A 19342-nucleotide genomic window follows, 5' to 3' on the forward strand; every position below is an offset into this window, starting at 1 on the left:
ATACGCGACGACATCCACGAAGCGTTCCTCAGCCTGGCCTGCAGCATCATCTGCTGGCGCCGACTGAAAAACCTCGCCCTTTGTTAGGAGTTCTAAGGCGCCATGCCACTCACCATGCTGCGTTCCTCAAAGGCGGTACTCGAAGCGGCGTCTCATGGTGCGGGTCGGTGGCGCGGGTCGACCCCATACCCAGGAACGGGCAGAGGTGTTGAGCTGGGTGGTGGCGATGTGAGTGGCCCGGTCGATCTCGTCTGGGGTGGCGAAGGACTGGCCCGCCAGAGCAGCCTTGCGGAACAGGCGCCACCAGCCTTCCTGCAGGTTGAGCCAGCAGGCGCCGACCGGGATGAAGGGGTGCTGAATGCGGGGGTGGTCCGCCGGCCATTCGCGGGTTGACTTGCTGTGGTGGCTGGACAGGTTGTCGGTCACCACCATGAGGGTGCCGGCCGGGTTGGCCTTTTCAAGTCGCTGCAGGAATGCCTGGTAGTGGGTGCTGCTGCGCGACGGTGCCGTCATGGTGAGGGCCTGCCCGTCCGTGGGCCGCAGGGCTCCGTAGACCCAGGTCTTCTCCGGCCCTCGGGCGTAATCGAGCACGGCCTTGATGCGATGCCCGTCCGGCGACCAGCCCGGCGCGGGTGGGAACGTGCGTGGGATGACCGGGCCCAGTTCATCGGCGCAGATCACCCTCGTGTCGGGCGGCGGGTCTGTGCAGAGGCCGATGACGGTCGTCCTTTGGGGGCGAAGTCCGAATCGCGGCTGCCGGTCCAGGACCGGGTACGACGCCACCGCACCCCTCAGCCTGCAGGATGCGACGCACCTGGGAACGGTGGACATCGATGCCCTGGCGCCGGGCGGCGGCGGTCAGGGTGTCCAGGGTCCACTCACCCGGTGCCGTTTCGTCCTCGGCCGCCAGGTCCCCCCACGGCTCACGCACCAGCCGCCCGGGCGGATCACCGCGGACCAGCTCGATGATGCGAGAGCGCCCGGCTTCGGTGATACGGCGCTTGCGCCCGCATCCGGGCCGGTCACCGAGCCCGTCGACGCCTTCGGCGTTGAACCGGCGCAGCCACTTGCGGACCGTCTTCTCCCGACACCTCAGCCGGTCCGCGATCGCTGGAACGCGCAATCCGTCCCAGCTCAAAGCGATGATCTTCGATCGCAGGATCCAGTCCGCCGGCGCGTGCCGGGCACCGGCCAACTTCCGGATCCGCTTCTCCTCGGCCGCGTCCCTGGCCGGACAGGCCGACAACATCTTCGGCATGACACCCCCACACCGATCCAGGCTCTTCCCCTGCCCTCGTAGTACTCCGCCAAAGAGGAACGCAGCACTATAAGCGTCCTCGTGTCCGGCAAGTCCTCAGAGCATCCCGGAGGGTGCTTCGTTGATCCCGAGCAGAAGCACGCCGTAATCCTCTTCGACGACGTGGGAGGTGAACTGGACGTGCCGCGACCCCACTGCGAAGTCCCGCCAGTACCGCTGCAGTGGGTTGGAGTTGTCCAGGCCGGTGGATCCGTGCAGGTCCAGCAAGTCCTCCAGTGCGCTACGACATTCCCGCACAGCGGCGATCAGATCCATTCGGAGCCGCGCACGCTCTTCGGCCGCAAGCATCTCGCCGGGTTGCGTGGCGTCGACTGCAGCGGCGATCCCGAGCATGCGCCGCTCAGCGGTGTTGATCTTGTGCGCGGCGACGGCGAGGTTCCTCCGGGCACCGGGAGAGTCGGCCAGAGTGGGGTGGGCGGGGTTCGGCGACGTCCGCTTGGCAAGGACATTGACCACGATGTCGAGGGCGCCGCGCGCGGCACCCCACAGGGGAGCGAACAGCCCGACCGCGATCGCGATGTTGGATGCCGCGGCGGCGATCCGGGGCAGGTCGAGCAGATGAGAATCGGGGATCCACACGTCGTCGCCGACGAGAGTGTGGCTTCCGGTGCCGCACAGTCCCGCCATGTGCCAGTCTCGGTCGATGGTCAGATCCCGGGTGCGGGCTAACACCGCAGTTGGCTGCGGCGGGCGGTCACCTTCCCCGGGCAGTTGCACGGAAAGTATCGCCCATTCGGCAAGTTCACATCCCGAAGCGTACGACCATCGGCCGGAGATGCGCAGCCCGCCGGGCTCACGGACGGCCGTCCCCGGCCGAGCAGACGCGCACGCTACGCTATCGACATCGCGAAACGCATCCGCGTATGCCTCGTCTGACGTGCCGATCTGCAACACCCGCTTCGCTTCGAGGTTCGTGGCCGCGACCCAGGCCGTCGACGGGCAGCCCCGTCCGAGTTCAGCCAGGAACCGGACCCTCATGCTGAGGTCGGCCTCGATCCCTCCATCGGATCGGCGGACGCCCAAGGCGAACGCTCCCGCAGCCCGAGCAGCGGCGGCACTCACGCCGGTGATCCGCCGGTCTCGCTCGGTCGCTGCGGCTTCGACCGCTGCTTGCTTCGCCGCCGTACGAGCGGCATCGAGCAACGGGACGGACGCGCCGTCGATACTTTTAGTCGTCATGCGCCAGGCAACGTTCCATGATCTACCTCTATTCCTCAGGTAGCGCTGGCTGCCAGCGCGCGAGCGGCCGGCCTGCCCACCGAGCAGTACGTGCTGCGCGGCTTCCGTGCGCCCGGCGGCGGCAATGTCTACAGCGTCTCCGCCGAACCCTGCCGCCACACCCTCTGATCGGTGGCGGCGTGCGGCCGGGTGCCGTGATTGCTGCCCGTGGGCCAGGGCCTGGGGGGAGACCCGAGAGTGTCTGGCCAGCGAGGTGACCGAGGTGTGTCCGGACAGGGCCAGCAAGGCGACGGTGTTCGAGCCGTCCTCGGCGGCGTGCGTGACCGCGGAGTGCCGTAGCTGATGCAGGCTGAACGGGCCGCCCGGCAGTCCGGTGGTGTCACTGCGTTCGGCGGACGGGCTCGAACTCGTCCGCTCCGGCCAGCCGGCTCATGTCCCGCACTCCCGAACCCGAGCGCTAAGAGATCCCGCGGGTAGGGGCGCCGTCGCGAGCGCTGCGATACCGTCGCCAGGACCAGCGGAATCTCTTAGTGATCGAGCGATGATCGGTGGTGGCGACGGACCCGCGAGGGAGGTTTGCCGTCGGGGGCTGAGTAGTGCCCCACGCGCTCGGCTGGGAATTGACAGTTTGTTACTCGATACCACTGGGTTCTCTGATACGTCTGGCCGAAACGGTTGAAACCTGACAGAGCGCGCATGCTCCACGCCTCCGAATTTGCGATAGAGCGCACTTCGATTCCTAGGTTCGGAGGCATGTGATACATCAAACTCGGAACGACCGGACTGGAAGTCTCCGCCATCACCCTGGGCTGTATGAGCTTTGGCGAGCCGGGCCGGGGCGGCAAGCCCTGGTCGCTGGGCGCGGACGCCAGCCGGGACATCATCAAGCAGGCCCTCGAGTACGGCGTCAACTTCCTCGACACGGCCAACGGGTACAGCGCCGAAAGCCGCGAGGAGATCGTCGGCCAGGCGGTCAAGGACTTCACCCGGCGCGAGGAGGTCGTTCTCTCCACCAAGGTCTGGATGCGGATGCGCCCCGGTCCGAACGGCGCCGGGCTGTCCCGCAAGGCGATCTCCGCCGAGCTCGACGCCTCCCTGAAGCGGTTGGGGACCGGCTACATCGACCTGTACCGGATCCACCGCTGGGACTACGACACCCCGATCGAGGAAACCTTCGAGGCGCTGCACGAAGCGGTCAAGTCCGGGAAGGTCCGCTACATCGGAGCCTCTTCCATGTGCGCCTGGCAGTTCGCCAAGGCCCTGTATCTGGCTGACCTGAACGGCTGGACCCGGTTCGTGTCTATGCAGGACCACTACAACCTCATCCACCGGGAAGCAGAGCGGGAGATCCTCCCGCTCTGCGCCGACCAGGGTATCGGCGTGATCCCGTGGAGCCCGCTGGCGCGGGGCAGGCTGACGCGGGCCCGGGACACCGCCGCGGCGCGTGCCGAGACCGACGCGGGCGGCAAAATCCTCCACCGCGACGAGGACCAGGCAGTGGCCGAGCGCGTCCACGAGGTCGCGGGCAAACGGGGTCTGCCGCCGGCCCAGGTCGCCCTGGCCTGGGTCATGCGCAACCCGGCGGTGACCTCGCCCGTCGTCGGGGTCACCAAGCCGGCCCAACTGGCCGACGCGGTCGCCGCGGTGGACGTCGAACTCGACGAAGATGAGGCCGCCTACCTGCAGGAGTTCTTCTACAAGTCGCGCCCTGTGGCGGGCTCCCGGTAGTCCGGGCTACCGCCGGGCCTTCGATGAGTCCTTGACCCCGGCTTTACAGCCCTGCGGTGGGACCAGCGGTGCTTGCGGGCGGTCGCGCGCAACTGCATGATCCTCGCGCTGCCCGCCAGCGCGGTGAGCAGGATGCCCCCATCACGGCCAACAGCAGGGCACGCGCAGCGGAACGTGCCCGTGGGCACCGAAGTAGCTGACGTCAACAGACTGATTCTGAGTTTGGTCAATTGACAAGAGATTTCGCGGGTGGGGGCGTCAGGGTGATGTGACGCGGGCCGGCGCTGGTGGGGTCGAAGGGGCCTCGTGGCTGTGCGGAACCAGATCGTTCGTTTCAGGCACGAGGCCCTCGCCGTGCCGGGCCGCTTCAGGTCGCCGACCTCGGCGGCCGGGTGCGGTTACTGGTGCGTGGCCAGGAACGGCAGGAGGACGTCGGCCATCTCGTCGGGTACTTCCTCTGCGAGGTCGTGTCCGGCGTCGAAGGTGTGTCCGGTGACGTCGTGGGCCATGAGCCGCATCTGGGACTCGTTGCGGTCGCCGATGAACGCGGATCCGCCGAGGGCCAGGACCGGGATGTCCAGTTTCTTCTGTGCGGTCTGCCGGTTCTGTTCGGCGTCGACGAGCATGGCCCGGTAGATGGAGAGCATCGCGCGGATTCCGCCGGGCATGGAGTAGCAGCGCACGTATTCGTCGACCGCGTCGGGGGTGGCGCTGTCGGGCCGGCTGCGCTCGTACTTGATCATGTAGGTGATCAGCTCGCGCTCGTGTCCGGCGATCAGCATCTCGGGTATGTCCGGCTGGAAGTAGAAGCCCAGGTGCCACAGGTGCATGCCGCTGGAGATGTTCTCGGGGGTGAGTGCCGTGTGGTCCTCGAAGCCGAATCCGGGGAAGAGGGCCTCGGCGAACACGAGAGCGGTGACGTGGTCGCGGTGGCGGGCGGCGAGTTGGTAGCCGATCACCGCTCCCCAGTCCTCGCCCGCCACGGCGTATGTCTCGTGTCCGAGGTGGTTCATCAGCTCTGCAATGTCGTCGCTCATCGTCGCGGAGTCGTAGCCGTCCGACGGGCGGGCGGAGTCCCCGAGACCGCGAAGGTCCGGGACCACGACGGTGTAGTTGGGCGTCAGCTTCGGGACGAGGTGGCGCCAGTGGTAGCTGGTCTTGGGCACGCCGTGTAGGAGCACCACCGCGGGGCCGGACCCGGCTGTGCGGTAGTGCAGACTCGTTCCGTTCACGGCGGCTCGGCCCGTGCGGACGGGCGATCCGTCATGGTCGAACATCATGTTTCAACCTTCTTGGTGTACGTCGCGATGCGGGTGTCAGTGGGCTTGCGCGGGGTCGACGAGGGTCACCAGGCGGCTCGGTCCGGTGCCGTCCGCGGTTGTCCGGGCAGCGGAACGGCCGACGGGGCGCAGGGTGACGTTCTCCGGGTAGAGCCGGCCGAGCAGGGCCAGTACGACGAGGTCGTCCTGGCCGGTGGCGTCCAGGGTGACGTCGCTGCTCTGCGTCCACACCAGTCCCGGCGCGCAGCGCGGACCAGGCGGCGGTGCCGGATGCGTCGCCTGCGGCGGGGTTCTCACGCTGAGGGAAGCGGTGGCCGCACAGGGCTTGGCCGAGGTCGACGTGGGCGGTGGTGCCGTCGTGGGTGACCTCGATGCGGGCGGTGCGGGTCCCGTCGGCGACCGGCGCGGTGACGGTACGGGCGGAGAGCGGGCCGGATGTGGTGTGGCGGGCGGCAGGTCCTCGACGAGGGTGCGGGGTGCGGCGTAGTAGTCCTGTACTTCGGGGACATACGTGGCGGCTTCACCGACGGCCGGGTCGGGGCGCCAGGTCAGCAGGTGCCGGGGTGCGGTCAGGGATGGCTGGTCGAGGACGGCGGGCAGGGCGGTGCCGCCGCTGGCCTCGAAGCCGTAGCCGACCGGGCCGGAGGCGCCGGTGACGACGTTGCGGGCGAAGGCCGCGATGCTGGTGTGCCGGATCTGGCGGACCAGGAGTTCGGTGAGGAACGCGTCGCGGGCCGGTTCGGTGTGCCGTAGTCCGGTCGGGGTGATCAGGAGCGGGACGTCCTGCCAGTTGGTGAAGGGCAGCAGGGCGTCGCGCAGCAGGACCATCTGGTGGAGCCACTCGTTGTAGAGCTGCATCATGACCGGTCCACCGTGACGTCCGCGGAGCAGATCGGCTGCGGGAGGGATAAGCAGGTGGCCGTAGCAGTGGCTGCGGACGACCAGCGGGCCGGCGGGGAGCGGTACCGGAGCGGTGAGCAGCCTCTCCAGAGCGCCTTGGTCGACCAGGAGGCAAGCTCCTGGCCGATCGTCTCGGCCTGCGCATCCAGTTCGCGCGCTGCCGAGGCACTGTCCGGGCCGAGGGACAGCGGGAGGGAGGTCTCCCGGGTGCCGAGGGCGAGTGCCGCGCGGATCTGGCCCTCCAGCACCGCGCTGTCGGCGCTGGTGAGGGCGTTGTCGTCGATGATGCCCTGTAGCAGCGGCTCGGTGGCGGTGAAGAACTCGCGGGCGGTCAGGGTGGTGCCGGCCGCGGGGAAGGTGTTCCAGCGGCTTCCGCCGAGAGCGGGTGTACTCGGGATGGGGGCGGGGGGCATGGGTCCTCCGAGGTCTTCGATTGAAGCGGGGCGGGGGCGCCGGATCCCGTGTCCGAGCGGGTACCGGCGACTTTTCTGGATCGACTGATACAGATTCAGGGCATGAAAAAGTCAGTCGAGGGCAGCCAGCGCGACCTCCACAAGGGGTTCGAGGGCGCGGACGTCCGGCGTGATCTTCGCGGAGACCAGCAGTCCGTTGAGGAAGGTGACGAGGAAAGCGGCGAGGGTGTACGGGTCGTGCCGCTTCGCGATCTCCCCCCGCTCCGCCGCGACCCGCAGCACCTCGGCGAGCGCGTCCCGGCTGGCGTCCTGCATGTCCCGAACGGTGCGCCGGGTCGCTGCATCCTCCGGCAGGCGCTCACAGGCGGCATTGACCACCAGGCAGCCCCGGCCGTTGTCCTCCACGGCGATCCGGACCCGCTCGACCAGCATCGCGCGGATCGCCGACCGGGCGTCCGCCCCCTCCTCCAGACTGCGCAGGGCGGCCGCCGCGAGGGTGGTGCGGTAGTGCTCCAGCGCCGCCCGGTACAGGCCGCCCTTGTCGCCGAACGCGGCATACAAGGACCCCTGCCCGATCCCCAGGTGCCCGGTCAGATCGCGCACCGAGGTGGCCTCGTAGCCGCGCGTCCAGAACAGCTCCATCGCGCGGCTCACCGCCGCCTCAGTGTCGAACTCCCGGGTCCTTGCCATGACCCCACCGTAACCTATCTGGATCGTGCGCTCAAGAAAAGAGCCTGTGGCCGCCTGGCCATTCGCTGACCTGCAGGCCAGCCTCACGGCTACTCGTCGTCGGCGTCCTCGGCGGTGTCAATCCCCTCGCAGCGTGGAAACGATCCATGCGGCCAGTCCCTCGGCGAGGGTGGCTCGGTAGTCACGTTCGTAGTCGATCTGGCTCTTGAACCCGCACACGCTCTGTAGTCGCCTGGCGTTGTAGAAGTCGGTGATCCAGGTGGTGATCTCGATACGGGCCTCATTACGGGTGGCGAAGGTGTGGCGGTGTACGTACTCGACTTTGAGGACGCTGTTGAACGCCTCGCTCAGGCGTTGTCGAAGCAAGATCCGACTCTGCCCATGGGCTGCAACACCGAGCTTGCGGCAGGCCCGCTTGAACCGCAGCGAGCAGTACTCGCTGCCCCTGTCCGTGTGATGATCACGCCGCGCACGTCGCCGCCGCGGGTGGCAGGAGTCCCGCCACAAGCTGGCCGGGACGTGTGCCACGGCAAGCGCGGCACCCTCCACCAGGCATACCGCGACGGGATGGACGACCAGCTCGGCGAGCTGAAGGCTCTGGGCCGCGAGGAGGCGGCGGCGCTCGGCCTGGCTCAGGTCAGTGAGCGCACAGACGTGGCAGAACAGCAGGCCAGGGCTGGTGGGGGCGTCGGGACGCAGCCAGTTACTCACGTCCACCGCGAGGACGATCCGCCCGTCGGCGGCACGCGGCAGCGGCGTGGTGGCCAGCAGTCTGCGCAGTCGGCGCGGCTCCAGCCAGCCGTGGTTGACCGCGTCGTACATCGCCCCGTGCCCGCGCCGGTGCTCAGCCGTGAGCGTCAACTCGACCAGAGACGTCACCGGTCCGTCCGCGCACAGCACCGCGTCGGTGAGCTCGAGGAGCGCATCCGCCCGCGTATAGAGGCAGTCGTAGAACTGGACACGAAAGTGGGACAGGACACCCAACGCGGCGTCAGCGGACTGTTCAGCGGTGAGACTCTTCACCAGCTGCCGTTCCTTCACGTGACGTTGCTCGACACCTCGAAGCGTGAAGAAACGGCTGCCCTGCTGTCCCGCGAACAGCCCAACATCAGCGGGTCAGGTGAACGGCCGAGGTTGAACACCAAGCTCAGCGCGCGACCTGAGCTTGGTGTTCCTCAGGCCGCTGGGCCCGGTACACCGATGCGATCACCTCGGCCAGCTCGTCCGGCCGGGACAGGAACGGTGAGTGCGACGCATCGAGCTCCACCACGGTGGTCGGACGAGCCGACACCGCGTCGATCTCGGCCGTGAAGCGGCGCTGCAGGGCCACCGGAACCACCTTGTCCTGCAGGCAGACCAGGTACGTGTGCGGGATCGTCCCGTACCGCTGCGGGGTCACGGTGACGGGCTCCCCGGCCATGCCCGTCGGCCCATCCGGAGTGAGCAGCGATATCGCGGCGGCCGCCGTAGCGTCGTCGACGTCGCCGTAGAACACCTCTTGGAGGGAGGGGTACCGTTCGTCGTCGCCGGTGTCCTGCCGAAACGCTCCGTCCTGGGCGGGATCGGCGACGAGGAGACCGGTCAACATCTCTCCGGCGTTCTCGGGCTCCGTGATGTAGTGGGCCGCGGGACTGCCGCTGACCGGAGCGAACGCCGACAGGTAGACGACCTCGCTGATGAGGTCGGGTGCCTGCTCCGCGGCGACGGTGGCCACGACACCTGCCACGCTGTGCGCCACCAGCACACACGGTCGTCCGTTGCCGATCCGGCGTAGCTGTCCGATCAGTGTCTCGGCTGCGGAGGAGGCGGTGACGCCGGCAACCGGCGAAGGCTCGGTGGCACAGGCGGCCGGGTCGAACGGCTGACGCAGACGAGCCTGCGGTGAGCGGCCTTTCAGTCCGTGTCCACGGACCGGCTCAACCTCACTCATCGACAGGCTGCTGCTCACCGCACTTCCCCAGTCCGTCGAGAACTAGATCAAGTGTGGTGAGGAGCAGGCATGGTCGTTTACAAGAAGCCAGGGCGTGGTTGAAGAGGTTGGCCGCGGTGGTGTGGTCCCCTCGTCAGGCGGCCTGGTAGGCGAGGTCGCCGAGGAGACCGTCTTTCGGGTCAGACTCCTTCCAGACGAGCACAAGCCCGACCGTGCTGGTGACGGTGACAGGCTGACAGCTCTGGTTCAGCAGCCGCACCCGCATGCCGCGATCCTTGCCGCTGGCGCCGGTGGGCGTCCTGCTCGCGTGCCTGCACGCGCGGCTCGAAGCCGACACCGTAGAGCCCCAGGGGCGACCGGCGCCCCGGAAGGGTGGGCCTCGGCGTTGTCACTTGCGGCTGGTAGAACTGCCGTGCAGATCAAGGGCGCTGGACGCGCCGGACACCTCGTACGGCGGGAGCAGGCAGGCACATGCGAACCAAGGACGATCACCTCACCGAGCTCTACGGGCTCCCCGCCTTCACGTTCCCCGAGGAGCGGGACGCGGCCGGCGTCGTGCTGCCCGAGGCCGACGCCGTGGCCTGGCGGATCGGATACGAGCGAGGGACTTCCGGCGAGCGGTGGACGGACACCTTCGAGCGGCTGTGCGCGGCCGTGGACAGCGCGCGCATCCGCGCGCTGATCATCGGCATCTGGGGAGACCCGGAGGACACCGAACCCGACGAGGTCATGGAGGCGTTCCTGGGCGCGCGGGACCGGCTGACCGGGCTGCGATCCCTCTATTTCGGCGACATCACCGACGAGGAGTGCCGGATCTCCCGGATCGGCCAGACCGACGTCACGCCGCTGCTCGCGAGCTATCCGGCCCTGGAGGAGTTCTCGGTCCGGGCCGGCGAGTCCTTCGACATGGAAGGGCTGCACCCGCTGAGGTTCCCCCGTATACGTCACGACGCGCTACGCAGGCTCGTCGTCGAGAGCGCGGGGCTGCGCGGCCACGTCCTGCGCGGGGTGGGCGAGAGCGAGCTGCCCGCACTGGAGCATCTCGAACTGTGGCTGGGGGCGTACGAGGACGGGGGCGACGGCGAGATCGCCGACCTCGCGGGGATCCTGTCCGGAAACCGGCTGCCGCGGCTGCGGAGTCTCGCCCTGCGTAACAGCGAGATGCAAGACGAGGTCGCGACGGCCGTGGGGGCCGCGCCCATCGTCGCCGGCCTCGACGTGCTCGACCTGTCGCTCGGCACACTGACCGATACCGGCGCCGAGGCGCTGCTCAGCGGGCAGCCGCTGACCCATCTCAGGAAGCTCGACCTGCACCACAACTACCTGAGCGAGCCGATGAGACAGCGCGTCCGGGACGCGCTCGAACCGGCCGGCGTCGAAGTCGACCTCGACCCGTCCGACGCCGAGGCGGACGAGGACGAGAACGGCGTGCCGGTGCCCAGCATCAGTGTGGGCCCGCTCACTTACTGACCATCCTGCCGGGCGCGCTACTGACCGGATCCGTCCGGCGCCGCCCTGGCGTTCCGGCCAGTCCGGGCACGCCCGCCGATCACCAGCCGGCTCGGGCGGCCGCCCACCGGATGCTGCAGGTCTCCGCCGGGATCGCGGCGCACAGGCTCACCGCAGTGCACGATGTAGTCCCGCAGCACAGCGGCCGGCCGCGCACCGATGCCGTACAGGGCCTCAATGGGCGGCGCGCCCAGCTACTGCTGCGTTCCTCAAAGGCGGTACTCGAAGGGCAGCAGACCGTGCAGTACACGCCGGCCCCATAAACTCGCAGCCGACCGTGCGGCCGCTGAGCGCCCTTGATCGGACGAGGGCGGCTACGTCCGCGCGGCGGTGCACTACGACTCCGGGCTCGATGTGGTCACGGATCCGGAGGACGAGGAGTTCCGACCATCGCCCGGCCGCCCTGTAGCCGCCGTACACTGCGAAGCGATTTCACGTCGACGGCCCGGACCTCTCCTCTGCCTGGGCCTTCGACGTACGGACGCGCGCCCCGTGCCTGCTGGCCACGGGGAAGACCGGTATCGCTGTGCCGTACGTCAAGCGAGCGAGGGGAAAAACCGGCCACCGCTACCGGACCCCGGTCAGCGCGGCCAGGCGGCCGGGGTGGTGGGCGGCAACGGGATCTCGTCCAGCCGCAGCCATCGCTCCCCGCCGTCCTGATCAGGCAGGCAGAATCGCACGTCGCCGACCTCGTCCGTCTCACGGGGCATCTCCGACCGCCCGCAGCAGAGCGCGCAGCCTCGGAATAGGGGGCCTGCATGGCTCGCCCGCGCACCTCTTTACCGCGCAGGGCGACAAGAGTGAAGGACGCAACATTCACTCCGGTGCGCCGGTACCCATCGGTGTGGACCGCCACCTCGGGGTGCTCCGTGATGGAGGTCAGCGCCTCCGGTCCGGTGACCGTGTAGGTCAGCACCAGGTCCCCGCGCTGGAGCACCACCTGTCCCCCGGCTGCATCAGCGAGCCGGCGCCGTCGGTCGACAACGCCACTCTGCCGACCATCGGACCCATGCCAATGTCACGGACCTCGGTGAACTGCTCCACCGTTGCGTCCACGAACCGCTCGGAGTCGGGCAGCACCAGTACGCAGTGCCCGTTCCACGAAGGTTCCCGTCCAGCTCGGCTGGAGTGAGCCGTAGCGGGTCCCGCCTCCGCTTCACTTGCTGGGCCGGGCGGGGGCGAGCGAGGTCAGTCCCGTGTCGATGAGGCGGGCTGCACGTTGGACGTCGGCGCTCACCATGTCGTGCAACTGCTCGGGGGTCTGGACGCGGTTCAGGTGCCTGCGTAGCGCCTGGAACTGGATGGGCCACAGGGCGAGCAGGGCGGTTGCGGCGATCTGTGGTTCAGGGTCGTCCGGGCTCATCTTATTGCGCTGAGCCAGGACTTCGGCGGCTACGGCGACCTGCTGATCAACCATGTCGCGCTGATAGGCCCGCAGGGACGGGGTGGATCCGATCAGCATGCCGAAGCGCAGAAGCATGTTCTTTGCCTGGGCCAGGTCGTCCTGTTCGGTCAGCCAGGATGTGATGCCCGCCAGCTCGCCGGACAAGATCTTCAGCACGGCCTCGACCGGCGACAGATCCGGATCGGCCAGCGTGGTCCGCAGGGAGCCCAACGTGACCTCGCCCAGGTCCAGGACGAGGGACTCCTTGGTGGGGAAGTAGTTGAACACGGTCTTCTCCGACACCCCGCAGGCTTCGGCGATCTCGGAGACACGCACGGCGTCAAAGCCCCGTTCCATGAACATCTCGGTGGCCGTGTCCGACAGCTGCCGCCGCAATAGCCGCTTCTTGCGCTCCCGTAGTCCCTCAGCGGCGGGTTCCGCGTCGCGGCGACGCAAGGCCGTCCAGTCCACAGTGCGCATGCTCATGGATGCAGCGTAGTCCAGCCTCCATAAAATTACTGTTGCTATAAATTTTTATTGACTGTAAATATGTGCTGCGCTTGACGTCCATGCCCGAGGAGCCCCCCATGAGCACCATCCACATCGTCCGCGACTACCCTCACCCGCCGCAGAAGGTCTGGCGCGCCGTGACCGATCCAGAGCTGATCCCGCTCTGGACGGCCACCGGCGCCGGCGCACGCCCGGAGGGCTTCACGGCCACGGCCGGCACCACGTTCAAGTTCATCGCGAAGCCGAAGCCGGGATGGAGCGGCGTGGTGCTGTGCGAGGTGCTGGAGGCACGTGAGCCCTCGCTGCTGCGCTACTCCTGGCAGGACGAGGGCGGCGGCGAGGTAACGGAGGTCGCCTACCAACTCGCACCGCACGGCGGCGGGACCCGTTTCACCTACCACCACACCGGCTTCACCGGCGCCGGAGGATTCTTCATGGCCAAAATCCTCGGCACCGTCCGCACCAAGATGCTCACCAAGGGCCTGCCCGCCGTGCTGGACGACCTCGACGACAACGGCACCCTGCACCCGGACAGCACCTTGCGCCCCAAGCGGGACTAGCCTCGATCTTTCGTGACGGTCCGTCGGTTCTTTCGGCGGGCCGTTTCGGCTGCTCAGGTTGGTGGCAGCCAGGCTGATGGCCCGGCTGTCGCGTCGGGTGGGCGCCGGGTTCCACGGCTCCGGTCGGGGTAATGCTGCTCGCAGGGACGGGGACGTGCTGCTCAGCCGGGGTTCGGGAGAGCTTCGAGCCGTGCCAGGGCGTCGGTGATCACGCCGGTCCAGGGCCAGTGGCGGGCGAACCGCAGATATCGGCGGCGGGCGGTCGTGACGATCTGGGCGGCGGCGCAGAGAAGGCGGAAACGGAGACGGCGGGGCTCCCACCTGCGGATTTCGCCGGTCAGAGCGAGCATCGGCATCCAGGCCAGCAGGTCCAGGGCGAGCTGGACGATCTCCAGCCAGATCCGGTTCTGCGCGGTGTCGTGCAGGGGCAGGTTGCGCAGGCCGGCGGCCCGCGCGGCCCGGATGCGGTCCTCGGCCCGCGCCCGCTGGCGGTGTCGTAGCTCCAGTGCCGCGATCGGCATGACGGTGGTATTGGTGGCGAAGCAGGTCAGCCGCAGTCCGTCGGCGTCGGTGATCCGCAACTGGGCGCCCGGGTGGGGCCGTTCCTTGCGGACGATCAGCCGCATTCCCTTGGGCCAGCCCTTCAGACAGTCGCCGGAAAGTTCGGCGACCCAGGCGCCGTCGCGGATCTCGCCGCCGGGCTCGATCGCTGCCGTCCAGGCCGTGACGGGAACCTTGAGGACGGCCTGGTGGATCTGCTCGGTGACGGTCATGCCGACCGAGTACGACAGCCACCGGCCGCGCTGGGCGAGCCAGGCCACGAACTCGTGGGTGCCGCCGCCGGAGTCGGTACGGATCAGCGTCCGGCGTCCACGCCGGTACTTCTTCGGCAGTTGCGCCAAAGCGAGTCGAGCCGTGGTGATGTGGTCGGCGGCGGTGTTGCTGCCCGCGTTGCCCGGCCTGAGCAGGCCGGCCACCGGCTCACCGCTCCCGGCGCTTCCGTGGTCGACGAAGGCCATCAGAGGATGGTGTCCGAAGGTCTTCTTCCAGGTCGCGGTGGCGTCCTGCTTCTCGGAGTGAGCCAGCACGAGCACACCGTCCAGGTCCACGATCACCTGTCCCGCGGCATCCGGCGCCGCAGTGCCGGCCAGCTTCCACACGTGCTCGCGCACGCCGGCCCGAGCGGTCCTGATCGCGGACAGGGCCTTCGGCCCGGCTGCGGCGAGGGCGTCGACGAGCCGGGAGACCGTGGGGTCGGAGGCCACCGGCCCGAACACGCCGGGCTCGACCCGCAGCGTCCCGACATCCGCGAGGCAGTCCCCGCCCAGCGCGACCGCGAGGGCCACGTCCAGGAGGATCTTGCCTGGATCGTGCACCGCCCGCGGCCGTCGCCATGGCGCAAGCGCCGCCGACATCGCCTGGTCCAGCCCGGTCTTGCGGACCGTCTCGACCAGCAGTACGGCCCCGGCCTGGGACACCACCCCACGGCCACCGCCCTCGATGCGGACGCGTGGGTAGGACCCGATACGCTTCTTCACCTGAGAAGTGCCTCCGACCGTGGCAGGAACGAGGACCTTGGCAATCCTCATTCTTGCTGGTCAGAGGCACTTTTCGCTTACCTGCCCACCCGTCGGACAGTCCGTTTCATGAAAGCGCGAGGCTAGTAAGGCATACAGGGCAATACGCCTAGATCAAACGCCCTCTCACGTCGCCTCGTCCTTTGAATCAGCCGGGTCGAAGCAGCTCAGTGCTCAGGAATGCTCTCGAGCAGGTGTGGGCGGCCCGGGACGCCCCGGGCCACCCACGCGGCTGGACGGGTCAGGTCAGGAGGGTCCCGCACTCACTCCTGGTCACCCATCGGTGCGATTCGATGTTGTCAACCACTAGGGCATCACCGTTGGGATCACCGGTGAACCGGTCGTTGTTCAGGTCATCGGCGTACAGCTCACCCGGTGCGAGGCAGGCGTGCCCGCCCCCGTAGTAGATGTACTCGTAGAACTTGACGTGGTCCCTACCGCCGACGTAACCGCGGTTCATGACCGACGCGGCCCTGTTGCGCGCGCTCCCCCAGTCGGCGCTGTCCCCGGACGCGGCGATCAGCAGAGGGTCATGGCAGTCCAGGTGATCCCAGGCGTACATGTAGCCGTTGCGCGGACCCCAGGCGCTTTCGCAGCCAGGGCCGGTAACGGTGCTCTCGGAGGCTTGCGCGGCCGTGGTGGGGACGGCGGCACCCAGAGCGGTGAGCCCCAGGAGTGCCGCCATGGTGATGAATTTACGCATGGTGTTTCCTCTCGTCGGGTTGGTGGTGCGTGAGTGGTGGTGCGTCGGTGCCGGTATGCGGTCGGACGAGCGGTCCGATGGGCCGGCGCCGGTGGGTGGGGATCGTCCGGGGAGCGCGAGGTGGTCAGTCGCGCTCTGCGACGATGCGCACCGCCCGGTCGTAGGCCTGCTGGCCGATTTGGCGGTAGGTGTCGATGTCCTTGCCGAACCGGTCGCGCAGGCGGTTGACGTAGTGCGTCTCCCGGGCCGCGGTTATGGCTCTCAGGGAGGTCTTGCGGGCGCAGGTGGCATCCGCGACGGCTGTCTTCCGCTCGACGGTGAACGCCTCGTCGGCGCGGGCCGCACCCAGCTGGCTGGTGCGGGCCCGGATGGCGTCACGGGCCGCCTGGGGGTCTTTGTAGTGCTGTCCCGCTTGCTTCATGCACCGGGACCATGCCTTTGTTGCCGCGGTGAGTTCCCGGTCCGTCATGAGCTTTGCGCCGTACAGGAGGTTGAGTCCTGTGGCGGTCTTGCTGGTGCGGAACCACACGGCCGGGTCGCCGTAGAGGGTGCGCTCGGCCTCCTCCGTACAGCCTCCGATGATCTTTTGGATCTCCTTGCCGTTCGGCAGGGACGCGGTGAGCATCCGGGCGTTGTCGCCGCCGTCGAGGGCGGTGTCGAAGGCGGTGCGTCTGGAGGGGGAGAGACTCCGACGGTACGTGGTGTTGGGGTTGTGCTCGTGCAGGCGTGCTCCCTTCGCGTCGATCCGGCCGCCGTACCCATAGGTGCGGGCCCACGCCACGTCGTCCTGGACGTAGCGCACCGGGCGGCTCTCCTGCAGCGTCAGCGTGCGGTCTTCCCAGTAGCTGAAACCTTTGCGGTTCATGCACTGCTTGGTCAGTCGTTGCTGTGCGTCGGCGATCCGCAGTTCCTGCTGCCAGGTCAGCGCTTGGGGCCTGTTTTGCGGAACCTGCCGGACAGGGACACCACTTCCATGGTCGGCGCATCCGGCCATGACGGCCGCGCCGGCCACCGCCGTCCCACACAACGATATGAGCACACGTCTCATGGATCCGCCTTCTCAGCCGTAGGGGGCCTGTTACTTGCTGATGGTGGTCTGTCTCCGGTACCGGTCGCGGTGCCCTGGTTCTCTCATGGCGAGGAATCGAGCAGGCCCGTCGGTTCCTCGCTGATCTCCCGTTTATCGGTCCCTCGTACGTTAGGAACTCCTGTGCGCTGGAGATTCAAGAGGTTGTGATGCAGAACACATGGAGCATCGGCGAACTCGCCGAAATGGCTGGTTTATCCGTCAAGACGATCCGTTACTACTCCGACAGCGGACTGCTGCCTGTTGCCGAACGCAGCACCGGCGGCCACCGACGCTACGGCCCGCAGGCCCTCAATCGCCTGCGGCTGATTAGGCAGTTACGGTCACTGGAGATACCCATCGCCGCTATCACCGAGGTTGTGACCGGCGAGCGTTCCTTGGGCGATCTGATGACGGGCGAACTGCTTGCCACCCAGGAGCGGCTGTCACAGTTGCGCTGGCGCCAGGCCACGCTGCAGGCCCTGGATGACTGTCCGCCCGATGTCCGCCTGAACCGTCTGCAGATCCTCTCGCGTGTGCATAAACTCCCCGAAGCCCGGCAGGCTCTGACGCATCACTGGGCACACTCCTTGCCTGCGGACATGCCCAAACGCTGGCGCGACCGGATGGTCGCCCTGCTCTCCCCCAGCCCTCCAGACAACCCCTCAGCGACATCAGCACTGGCATACGCCGAACTGCACTTGCTGATCGCCGCCCCAGGCTTTACCCGCTGGACGCAGGACCACAAGTTGGAAATGCGGGATGCACCGTCCTTCTACGCGCAAGTCGACCACGCAGCAGAACTGACCATCGTATCCCTCCTGCACGGACTGCCGCCCGGACAGGGGGGCCCTGTCCCCGAGTGGTGGACACCTCTGAGCCCGGCCCCGCCAGGGGGCGGGGAGGAGGGATCTCTTATGGTGATGAAGGTCTACTCGCCCGAGTTCAAGGCGGACGCCGTCGCGCTGTACCTGTCGGACCCGAGCCACACCTTCGAGGGCATCGGCAAGGACCTGGGAATCAGCCGGGAGACGCTGCGCAACTGGGTGCGGGCCGAGCGCGTCCGCCGCGGTGAGAGCGGCACCACGAACACGAAGGAAGTCCCGGTGAGCGAGGCCACGAGGCAGGAACTGGAGGCCGAGATCGCGGCCCTGCGCGCGGAACTGAAGACCGTGCGCAAGGAGAACCAGAAACTGGCCACCGAACGGGACATCCTGCGCAAGGCGACGAAGTTTTTCGCACAAGAGATGACCTGGTGAACCGCTGCCAGTTCATCGAGGACCACCACCGCGCCTGGGGCGTGAAGCGGTTGTGTGCTGTGCTGGAGGTCGCCCGCTCCAGCTTCTACAAGTGGCGGGCCGGCCGCGCGGCCCGCGCCGCGCGTGAGCGGGCGGACGCGGTGCTTGCCGAGCGGATCAGGGCCGTGCATGCCGAGTGGGACGGCACCTACGGTCGTCCTCGCATCACCGCCGAGCTGCGCGACCAGGGCGAGCGCGTGAACCACAAGCGCGTCGGACGGGTCATGCGGAAGTTCGCCATCGCCGGGCTGCGGCTGCGCAAGCGCCAGGTCACCACCGTGCCCGAACCGTCCGCCACACCGGTGCCGGACCTGCTGGGGCGCGACTTCACCGCGAGTGCGCCGAACACCAAGTACGTCGGCGACATCACCTACCTGCCGGTGGGCGACGGCGAGTTCCTGTATCTGGCGACAGTGATCGACTGCTTCTCGCGCCGCTTGGTGGGCTGGTCGATCGCCGACCACATGCGCACCTCGCTGGTCACCGACGCGCTCAGGGCAGCCGCCGCGACCCGCGGCAGCCTGGCCGGAGCCGTGTTCCACAGCGATCACGGAGCCCAGTACACCTCCCGCGAATTCGCCGCTCTCTGCGCCGAGTTGGGGGTGCAGCAGTCCATGGGCGCGGTCGGCACGAGCGCGGACAATGCCCTCGCCGAGTCGTTCAACGCCGCCCTCAAACGCGAGACACTCCGTGGCGCCCGCCGCTTCGACGGGGCCCGCGCCTGCCGCCTGGCGGTCTTCCGCTGGACCACCCGCTACAACACCCGCCGCCGGCACTCGGCGAACGGGCAGCAGACACCGATCGTCTACGAACAGCAGTCAGCTACCCTGACACTTGCCGCATAACGACACGAACAGGTGTCCACTCTTCGGGGACAAGGCCCGGGAGAGGCCTTAGACGCCTTCGTGGCCGCGCATGCACGCGCCCGCGGAGAAGAAGACACCCCCGCTTTCCGCCGACACCTGCACAACCTCCTCTCCCACTCCTCCGACTTCGACGACCGGCTGCAACGCTATTGGCGATTGGTCGACACAGTCACCGACGGACAGTCGTTCAACATGGCAAAAGCCCGTGTGTGGCTGACACGATCACTGGCAACCTCCCTGCCCGACCACCGATGACGTGAGAGGGCGTTTGAGCTAGCGGTGGTTTGTTAATCCGGGCAGTAGAGGTCAAGAGGTCTGCCAGTGGTGACGGCGGCGATGAGGTTCTGGAGTTCGGTGGGCGGGGGCTTCACTGTCCAGGCGCGCCAGTAGCGTTGCAGCATGGCCCAGGGCGTCAGCCAGCCACGAACGGC

20 protein-coding genes and 1 pseudogene are annotated in these 19342 nt (G+C 68.1%); 5 read left to right on the top strand and 16 right to left on the bottom strand.

The window, feature by feature from the left end; genetic code table 11:
* Positions 1-126: 126 nt before the first annotated feature.
* The 3 genes from IE271_RS37590 to IE271_RS37600 all read right to left on the bottom strand — a co-directional run bounded on the left by IE271_RS37590 (position 127) and on the right by IE271_RS37600 (position 2497).
* Positions 127-783 (bottom strand): IS630 family transposase, encoded by a 657-nt coding sequence (locus IE271_RS37590; RefSeq protein ID WP_229919862.1) that lies wholly within the window; start codon positions 781-783, stop codon positions 127-129.
* Entirely contained in the window at positions 665-1258 is a 594-nt protein-coding gene (locus IE271_RS37595) for a helix-turn-helix domain-containing protein (protein ID WP_229919863.1), read from the bottom strand. The genes IE271_RS37590 and IE271_RS37595 overlap by 119 nt, the downstream gene beginning before the upstream one ends.
* Before the next feature lie 96 nt (positions 1259-1354).
* Positions 1355-2497: an acyl-CoA dehydrogenase family protein gene (locus IE271_RS37600; protein WP_190194967.1), complete on the bottom strand. Its 1143-nt coding sequence runs from the start codon at positions 2495-2497 to the stop codon at positions 1355-1357.
* A 762-nt stretch (positions 2498-3259) separates the two neighbouring features.
* On the opposite strand from IE271_RS37600, the gene IE271_RS37605 reads away from it, so the two are divergent.
* Complete coding sequence (locus IE271_RS37605; RefSeq protein ID WP_268256272.1) at positions 3260-4225, top strand: aldo/keto reductase; 966 nt, start codon at positions 3260-3262, stop codon at positions 4223-4225.
* A gap of 398 nt (positions 4226-4623) precedes the next feature.
* On the opposite strand, the gene IE271_RS37610 is transcribed toward IE271_RS37605, so the two are convergent.
* The 7 genes from IE271_RS37610 to IE271_RS43500 all read right to left on the bottom strand — a co-directional run bounded on the left by IE271_RS37610 (position 4624) and on the right by IE271_RS43500 (position 9703).
* Entirely contained in the window at positions 4624-5505 is an 882-nt protein-coding gene (locus tag IE271_RS37610) for an alpha/beta fold hydrolase (RefSeq protein ID WP_190194968.1), read from the bottom strand.
* A gap of 36 nt (positions 5506-5541) precedes the next feature.
* Positions 5542-6366 (bottom strand): hypothetical protein, encoded by an 825-nt coding sequence (locus IE271_RS42840; protein WP_229919865.1) that lies wholly within the window; start codon positions 6364-6366, stop codon positions 5542-5544.
* The gene (locus IE271_RS42845) at positions 6363-6818 is read right to left on the bottom strand and encodes a hypothetical protein (RefSeq protein WP_229919866.1); all 456 of its coding nucleotides are present in this window, start codon (positions 6816-6818) and stop codon (positions 6363-6365) included. The genes IE271_RS42840 and IE271_RS42845 overlap by 4 nt, the downstream gene beginning before the upstream one ends.
* A gap of 111 nt (positions 6819-6929) precedes the next feature.
* Positions 6930-7508 (bottom strand): TetR/AcrR family transcriptional regulator, encoded by a 579-nt coding sequence (locus IE271_RS37620; RefSeq protein ID WP_190194969.1) that lies wholly within the window; start codon positions 7506-7508, stop codon positions 6930-6932.
* 117 nt (positions 7509-7625) lie between these two features.
* Positions 7626-8492: a transposase gene (locus IE271_RS44460; protein ID WP_229919869.1), complete on the bottom strand. Its 867-nt coding sequence runs from the start codon at positions 8490-8492 to the stop codon at positions 7626-7628.
* 163 nt (positions 8493-8655) lie between these two features.
* Positions 8656-9456 carry an alpha/beta fold hydrolase gene (locus tag IE271_RS37630; protein WP_190194970.1) on the bottom strand — a complete coding sequence of 267 codons (801 nt, stop codon included), beginning with the start codon at positions 9454-9456 and terminating at the stop codon, positions 8656-8658.
* Positions 9457-9571: 115 nt separating this feature from the next.
* Positions 9572-9703: a hypothetical protein gene (locus IE271_RS43500; RefSeq protein WP_268256270.1), complete on the bottom strand. Its 132-nt coding sequence runs from the start codon at positions 9701-9703 to the stop codon at positions 9572-9574.
* 206 nt (positions 9704-9909) lie between these two features.
* Between IE271_RS43500 and IE271_RS37635 the strand changes: the two genes are divergently transcribed.
* A complete protein-coding gene (locus IE271_RS37635; protein ID WP_190194971.1) occupies positions 9910-10908 on the top strand; it encodes an STM4015 family protein in 999 nt (332 codons plus the stop codon).
* 620 nt (positions 10909-11528) lie between these two features.
* Here the strand turns inward: IE271_RS37635 and IE271_RS43505 are convergent.
* The 3 genes from IE271_RS43505 to IE271_RS37645 all read right to left on the bottom strand — a co-directional run bounded on the left by IE271_RS43505 (position 11529) and on the right by IE271_RS37645 (position 12817).
* Positions 11529-11657, bottom strand: coding sequence for a hypothetical protein (locus IE271_RS43505; RefSeq protein WP_268256271.1), 129 nt, complete (start codon positions 11655-11657; stop codon positions 11529-11531).
* Between the two features lie 199 nt (positions 11658-11856).
* Positions 11857-12027 (bottom strand): hypothetical protein, encoded by a 171-nt coding sequence (locus IE271_RS37640; protein ID WP_190194972.1) that lies wholly within the window; start codon positions 12025-12027, stop codon positions 11857-11859.
* Positions 12028-12103: 76 nt separating this feature from the next.
* Positions 12104-12817 (bottom strand): TetR family transcriptional regulator, encoded by a 714-nt coding sequence (locus tag IE271_RS37645; protein ID WP_229919867.1) that lies wholly within the window; start codon positions 12815-12817, stop codon positions 12104-12106.
* A gap of 101 nt (positions 12818-12918) precedes the next feature.
* On the opposite strand from IE271_RS37645, the gene IE271_RS37650 reads away from it, so the two are divergent.
* Positions 12919-13401 carry an SRPBCC family protein gene (locus tag IE271_RS37650; RefSeq protein WP_190194973.1) on the top strand — a complete coding sequence of 161 codons (483 nt, stop codon included), beginning with the start codon at positions 12919-12921 and terminating at the stop codon, positions 13399-13401.
* 161 nt (positions 13402-13562) lie between these two features.
* Here the strand turns inward: IE271_RS37650 and IE271_RS37655 are convergent, their stop codons facing one another.
* The 3 genes from IE271_RS37655 to IE271_RS37665 form a co-directional block, all read right to left on the bottom strand.
* Positions 13563-14939 carry an IS1380 family transposase gene (locus tag IE271_RS37655; protein WP_190194974.1) on the bottom strand — a complete coding sequence of 459 codons (1377 nt, stop codon included), beginning with the start codon at positions 14937-14939 and terminating at the stop codon, positions 13563-13565.
* Positions 14940-15219: 280 nt separating this feature from the next.
* On the bottom strand, positions 15220-15681 hold the full coding sequence (locus IE271_RS37660) for a hypothetical protein (RefSeq protein ID WP_190194975.1): 462 nt from the start codon (positions 15679-15681) through the stop codon (positions 15220-15222).
* A 124-nt stretch (positions 15682-15805) separates the two neighbouring features.
* Positions 15806-16546, bottom strand: a complete 741-nt coding sequence (locus tag IE271_RS37665) for a hypothetical protein (RefSeq protein ID WP_229919868.1) — start codon at positions 16544-16546, stop codon at positions 15806-15808.
* A 407-nt stretch (positions 16547-16953) separates the two neighbouring features.
* Here IE271_RS37665 and IE271_RS44175 point away from each other — a divergent pair.
* Both IE271_RS44175 and IE271_RS37675 read left to right on the top strand, forming a co-directional pair.
* Positions 16954-17073 (top strand): annotated as a pseudogene (locus IE271_RS44175) (MerR family DNA-binding transcriptional regulator); the annotation flags it as partial.
* Positions 17074-17664: 591 nt separating this feature from the next.
* A protein-coding gene (locus IE271_RS37675; RefSeq protein ID WP_373308905.1) for an IS3 family transposase occupies positions 17665-18890 on the top strand; the annotation gives its coding sequence in 2 pieces (ribosomal slippage) (positions 17665-17992 and positions 17992-18890; 1227 coding nt in all).
* Positions 18891-19342 lie beyond the last annotated feature (452 nt).

The sequence above is a fragment of the Streptomyces minutiscleroticus genome (assembly GCF_014650875.1).
Lineage (GTDB): Bacteria > Actinomycetota > Actinomycetes > Streptomycetales > Streptomycetaceae > Streptomyces > Streptomyces minutiscleroticus.

Coding starts and splice junctions, on each gene's coding strand:
- IE271_RS37595 (WP_229919863.1), bottom strand. CDS start 1,258: ATGCCGAAGATGTTGTCGGCCTGTCCGGCCAGGGACGCGGCCGAGGAG.
- IE271_RS37600 (WP_190194967.1), bottom strand. CDS start 2,497: ATGACGACTAAAAGTATCGACGGCGCGTCCGTCCCGTTGCTCGATGCC.
- IE271_RS37610 (WP_190194968.1), bottom strand. CDS start 5,505: ATGATGTTCGACCATGACGGATCGCCCGTCCGCACGGGCCGAGCCGCC.
- IE271_RS42840 (WP_229919865.1), bottom strand. CDS start 6,366: ATGATGCAGCTCTACAACGAGTGGCTCCACCAGATGGTCCTGCTGCGC.
- IE271_RS42845 (WP_229919866.1), bottom strand. CDS start 6,818: ATGCCCCCCGCCCCCATCCCGAGTACACCCGCTCTCGGCGGAAGCCGC.
- IE271_RS37620 (WP_190194969.1), bottom strand. CDS start 7,508: ATGGCAAGGACCCGGGAGTTCGACACTGAGGCGGCGGTGAGCCGCGCG.
- IE271_RS43500 (WP_268256270.1), bottom strand. CDS start 9,703: ATGCGGGTGCGGCTGCTGAACCAGAGCTGTCAGCCTGTCACCGTCACC.
- IE271_RS37635 (WP_190194971.1), top strand. CDS start 9,910: ATGCGAACCAAGGACGATCACCTCACCGAGCTCTACGGGCTCCCCGCC.
- IE271_RS43505 (WP_268256271.1), bottom strand. CDS start 11,657: ATGCCCCGTGAGACGGACGAGGTCGGCGACGTGCGATTCTGCCTGCCT.
- IE271_RS37645 (WP_229919867.1), bottom strand. CDS start 12,817: ATGAGCATGCGCACTGTGGACTGGACGGCCTTGCGTCGCCGCGACGCG.
- IE271_RS37650 (WP_190194973.1), top strand. CDS start 12,919: ATGAGCACCATCCACATCGTCCGCGACTACCCTCACCCGCCGCAGAAG.
- IE271_RS37660 (WP_190194975.1), bottom strand. CDS start 15,681: ATGCGTAAATTCATCACCATGGCGGCACTCCTGGGGCTCACCGCTCTG.
- IE271_RS37665 (WP_229919868.1), bottom strand. CDS start 16,546: ATGAACCGCAAAGGTTTCAGCTACTGGGAAGACCGCACGCTGACGCTG.